At 69.1% G+C, this 4,933-nt stretch carries 4 protein-coding genes and 2 pseudogenes; 2 read left to right on the top strand and 4 right to left on the bottom strand.

Features of this window, described 5'->3' with window-relative positions; genetic code table 11:
• Positions 1–243, top strand: a pseudogene (locus FW784_RS14450) (shikimate dehydrogenase); the annotation flags it as partial.
• Positions 244–282: 39 nt separating this feature from the next.
• On the opposite strand, the gene FW784_RS12565 reads toward FW784_RS14450, so the two are convergent.
• Positions 283–738 carry a DUF3465 domain-containing protein gene (locus FW784_RS12565; RefSeq protein ID WP_149353679.1) on the bottom strand — a complete coding sequence of 152 codons (456 nt, stop codon included), beginning with the start codon at positions 736–738 and terminating at the stop codon, positions 283–285.
• A 184-nt stretch (positions 739–922) separates the two neighbouring features.
• On the opposite strand from FW784_RS12565, the gene FW784_RS12560 reads away from it, so the two are divergent.
• On the top strand, positions 923–1,456 hold the full coding sequence (locus FW784_RS12560; RefSeq protein WP_149353678.1) for a hypothetical protein: 534 nt from the start codon (positions 923–925) through the stop codon (positions 1,454–1,456).
• Positions 1,457–1,462: 6 nt separating this feature from the next.
• Here the strand turns inward: FW784_RS12560 and FW784_RS12555 are convergent, their stop codons facing one another.
• The 3 genes and pseudogenes from FW784_RS12555 to FW784_RS12545 all read right to left on the bottom strand — a co-directional run.
• Complete coding sequence (locus FW784_RS12555) at positions 1,463–3,364, bottom strand: LTA synthase family protein (protein WP_149353677.1); 1,902 nt, start codon at positions 3,362–3,364, stop codon at positions 1,463–1,465.
• 43 nt (positions 3,365–3,407) lie between these two features.
• Positions 3,408–4,724: a DUF58 domain-containing protein gene (locus FW784_RS12550; protein WP_149353676.1), complete on the bottom strand. Its 1,317-nt coding sequence runs from the start codon at positions 4,722–4,724 to the stop codon at positions 3,408–3,410.
• Positions 4,725–4,747: 23 nt separating this feature from the next.
• Positions 4,748–4,933 (bottom strand): annotated as a pseudogene (locus FW784_RS12545) (AAA family ATPase); the annotation flags it as partial.

Below are 4,933 nucleotides of genomic sequence, written 5' to 3'. Positions count from 1 at the left end.
GAAGCGATCGACTGGCCGCTCGCGCGGGACGTGACGCCGGGCTGGACGGCGGTCGACCTTGGCTATGGCGACGCCGCGAGGCCGTACCTCGACGCGGCGCGCACGCACGGCGCCGGCACCTGTATCGACGGCCTGGGCATGCTGGTCGAACAGGCGGCGGAGAGTTTCCGGCTCTGGCACGGCGTGCTGCCCGCCACTGCAGCGGTGTACTCGGCATTGCGGGATCGTTTGGCTTCGAGCTGAACGGACGGGGGAAGTGGGCTGATGCGAAAGCCCGACCGCTTACTCGTAGGTCCGGCCGCGCCAGCGCAGCCAGCCACCCGGGTGGTCGCCGTGCGGGTCGTGATGCGTCCAATGCAGCGTGCCGCCCTTGGGCGTCCAGACGTATTCGCCGCGGAACCCGACCGTATCGCCGACGGCCAGACCGTCCAGCCTTGGAGCGAGCTCGACGTTGTGCGCGACCAGCACCGTCCCGCCCCCGAGCGCCAGCAGGAAGCGCTGGTGCGGGCTGCCGTTGGCGTCATCCGGCAGCACGCGCACGACGGTTCCGCTGCCTTCGACCTCGGCGGCGTGCGCATGCATGCGCACCGCTTCGGTGATCGTGTCGCGCGGAGCTGAAACCTGCGCTGCGCCAACACCGGCTCCGGTCGCCGTCGCGGAGGACGACGCAGGCTGCTGGCACGCCACCAGGCTCGGCAGCAGCAGGACGAGGGAAATGCGAAGGGTCATGTTAGGCATGCGTTGATCATCGCAGCCGCCGCGCCCGGCGCATGGGCAGCCGCCGTCGTCGCGGCAAGGAGGTCCCGCAAAGGATTCACACTGCGGCAGGCACAATGCGTCCAGCCGCGCCTACCGCGCGGCGGCGCTCTTCACGACAGGGATCCGGCCGTACGGCCGTCGCCGCGCCTTCTCGAGGAGACTCATGTCCGCACGACCCGACACCGTCCGCGCCTCCGCGGTTCACGATCGCTACGTCGACATCGACGCCGCATGGCTGGACTTCGGGCCCGACGACCCGCTCGAGGCGGATCGCTGGGTCAACGACTGCATGGCCTGCGGCAAGGCGCCGACGCTCGCCTTCGTCGACCTGCGCTGGCAGGTGCGTTGCGAGTGCGGCCAGTGCGGTACGCCGGGACAGCTCGCTGCCATCGCCGCCGTGAACTGGAACAAGTCGCCGCTGTCGCTCCATCCCGCCTACGACACCCTGCCGTTCTTCGGCCTGCAGGGCCTGAGCATCCCGCGCGCGCGCGAGAAGCTGATCGGCGTGCGCGAATACCTCGAAGAACAGAAGCGCCGCTGCGAGCGGCGCCTGCGTGCGCGCGAGCCGTTCGGACATCGCTACTTCCAGCGGATCCGCGCGTACCTCGCGTGGGCGATCTACGCGCAGGGCCTGCTTCGGGAAACCGAACACGCGATCCTGGCGTCGGCGCAGGCCGACGTCACGGGCCGCTGCTGAGCCGCGTCAGCGAACCGCGGCGGCCTGCATGCGGCCGGCGCTGAAATCATCCGCGGCAGTCTGGTACAGCGCGACCGCATCGTCGGTGAGGCCCGGGTCGTTCGCGATGAGCGGCTGCGGCACGTCGTCCTTGAGCGCGGGCACCACGGTCTCGATCGCGCGGTTCGGTCCCAGCTGCAGCATCTTGCCGTCGCGGATATAGCCGAGCAGCTCGTAGGTACCGATGTAGGCGCGCTGCGGCGGGCGCACCATCACGTCGGCGCCATAGAAGCGGCTGGTGTAGTCGAAACCGAGCAACCCGAGCAACGTCGGCGGAATGTCGATCTGGCTCATCAATCCGTCGAACACCCCCGGCTTGATGTGCGCCGGCGAATAGATCCACATCGGAATGCGGTATCGGAACGCCGGCAGCGTGGCCTTGCCCGCGCTCATCGCGCAATGGTCGGCGGTGATGACGAACACCGTGTCGCGGAACCACGAATGCTGCCGCGCGCGACGCAGGAAATCGGCGATGGCCCAGTCGGTGTAACGCACGGCGCTGATGCGGTCGTGCTGTTTCCACGGTCCGCGCCCGGCCGGGAACGTGTACGGCCGGTGGTTCGAAGTGGTCATCAGGTGCGCGAAGAAAGGATGACCCTGCGCGCTGGCGTGATCCATCGCCCCCATCGCCAGCGTGTAGAGATCCTCGTCTGCTACGCCCCAGATGTTCTCGTGGTGGATCTGCGCGGACGGAATCTCCTCGCGATCGTGCACCTGGTAGCCGTTGTGGCCGAAGTAGTCGTTCATGTTGTCGAAGCGGCCATAGCCGCCGTAGACGAACTCCGACGTATAGCCATGCGCGTTGAAGATCGTCGCGAGCGTCGCGAGGCCGTGGTTGTTGTCGCGCTTGACGATCGACTCGCCGGGCGTCGGCGGCACCGACAACGACAGCGCCTCGAGCCCGCGCACGGTGCGCGTGCCGGTGGCATAGAGCTGCGAGAACACCAGGCTCTGCGGCGTCAGCGCGTCGAGATTCGGTGTGAGCGATTCCTCGCGGCCGAACGTGCCGGAATAATCGGCGGAGAAACTCTCGACGCTGATCAGCACCACGTTGAGCCGTCGCTCGGGCACATGCGCCTTGATCCGGCGGACGATGCCGTCGGGGTGCAGGAAGATGGCATCCGGCGTGGCGAGCAGCGAACGCGTGCGTGCGCGCGCGACCGCGTCCGGCAGCGTGCGGTAGAACTGGCGGTAGTCGAGCGTCGCGCCTCGATAGGCGGCGAAGAACTCGTAGATGCCGTTGCCCGCCAGCTCGTCCGCGTAATGGTTGCTGGTGGTGTTCTTGATCGCGCCCGACAGCCCGAGCGTGGTGATCACGCACAGCGCGAGGGTGGCGGCGAGCAGGCCAAGGCGCGCGGACAGCCCCGGCAGCGCATGGTCGACGCGGCGGAACCTGCGCGTGGCGAAGAACACGGCGAGGCAGGTCGCGCCGAGCGCGGCCAGCAGCATGCCCACCGGATACGACTGCCTGATGTTGCCAAGCACTTCCTGCGTATAGACCAGGTAATCGACCGCGATGAAGTTGAAACGGCTCTGGAACTCGTCCCAGAACGTCCACTCCGACATGGCGACGAAGCCGAGCACGAGCAGCAAGCCGAAGCAGGTCAGCTCGACGATGCCGCGACCGAGGCGCGAACGCATGGCGCGGTCGGGCAGCAGGGTGACCAGCAAGACCAGTGGCAACGAGAGGTAGAGCAGCGTGGCGAGGTCGTACACCAGGCCGAAGCCGAGCACGCGCGGCAGGTAGCCCAGGGGGAGTCCGCTTCCTACGGTTGCAGCGAGAGCGAGCCGCGTCGAGGTCCAGACGAGCAGCGCTACGGCGGCCAGCCAGGCGAGCGGCCGGTAGCGTCCAGGGGGCAGTTTCGACATTCGTGCGCCGGATTCCAAACAGGCGCAAGCGTAACGCGTGCGCCTACAGCGAACCTGTACGCTTCACCGCGAGGTAGGTTTCCACGAGCATTGCGGGCAGCGCGTCACAGGTGACGTCGAGCACGCGCACGCCATGGCTGCGCAGCGCCTCGTGCGCCTGGTCGCGGCGCGCGAGGTACTGGGCGGTCGCGCCAGCGGTGAGCGCCGCCGGCAGGTCCGCGACGTCGCGCGCCAGCGCGGCATCCAGCGCCGATTCGCGCAGGCTCGCGACGCACACCACGTGGCGACGCCGCAGAAGCTGCACCGCGGCGAGCACGTCGTCCATGTCCTCGTCGCGCAGATTGGTGACCAACATGACCAGCGCGCGACGACGTTGGCGCAACGCGATCTCGGTCGCCGCTGCGAGGAAATCGGTGGCCACGGGTTTGGGCTGAAGCGCATAGGTGGCGCGCAGCAGGCGATCGATCGCGGCACTGCCGCGCTGCGGCGGCACCCACGCGGTATCCCCGCCACTCGCGAGCAGGCCCACGGCGTCGCCCTGCCGCAGCGCCAGCCACGCGACCACCAGCGAGGCGTCGAGCACGTGGTCGAAATGGCTCATGGCATCGTCGCGCGCCATCAGCCGCCGTCCGGTGTCGAGCATCAGCACCACCTGCTGGTTGCGCTCGTCCTGGTATTCGCGCGAAATCAAGCGACGCGTCCGCGCGGTGGCTTTCCAGTCGATCTGCCGCAGCGAATCGCCGACGCGATAGTCGCGCATCTGGTGGAAATCGGTGCCCTCGCCGCGACGCCGGCGCACGTGCGCGCCTACCAGTCGCGACGCCTGCTCGGCACTGAACATCGCGAACTTCGCCAGCGGCGCGAAGTTGGGAAACACGCGCACGCGGCGCGGCGCACCCACCACGACATCGCGCGTCAGCAGTCGCCACGGCGAATGCAGGCGCAGCTGCGTTCCGCCGAACTCGACGTCGCCGCGCGCTTCGGGCGTCAGCGCATAGTCGATCGATATCGCGGTGCCGGGGCGCAGGTCGAGGCGGCGCGGCAGGTCGCGCATCCGCCAGGCGCCGGGGTGCAGGTCGACGACGTCGATGCGCAGCGGCGCCGGGATGTCGCCGAACGCGAGCGTCACGGGCGTCTCCACGCCGACCGGCCATGTCTCGGGCATGCGTCGCGTCACCTGCGGCACCACACGACGCAGCAACCGCCCGCCATCGAGCAGCACGATCAGCGCGATCGCCACGCCGCTGCCGGCCCAGACGGCGCCGTCGACCAGGCCGGCGATCAGGCCGATGCCCACCACCGACCACGCCGCAAGCAACGCCAGCAGGCCGGCCGCCGGCCGCGGCCAGCCGCGTTGCAAGTCCGTATTGGCGCGCGCCAAACTCACTGGCGCGGGGCATCCACGCGGGCGAGCAGTGCCTGCAGCACCGCGTCGGTCGACTGGCCCTCGAGCTGCAGTTCGGGCGACAGGCCGATCCGATGGCGCAGCGCCGGCAACGCGACTTCGCGAACGTCGTCGGGGGTCACGAAGTCGCGGCCGGCCACGACGATCAGCGAGCGCACGCGTGA

The sequence above is a fragment of the Cognatilysobacter lacus genome, assembly GCF_008274655.1.
Taxonomy (GTDB): Bacteria; Pseudomonadota; Gammaproteobacteria; order Xanthomonadales; family Xanthomonadaceae; genus Cognatilysobacter; species Cognatilysobacter lacus.
The sequence above is the reverse complement of the archived record's forward strand: the minus strand, read 5'-3'. Positions and strand labels throughout refer to the sequence as shown.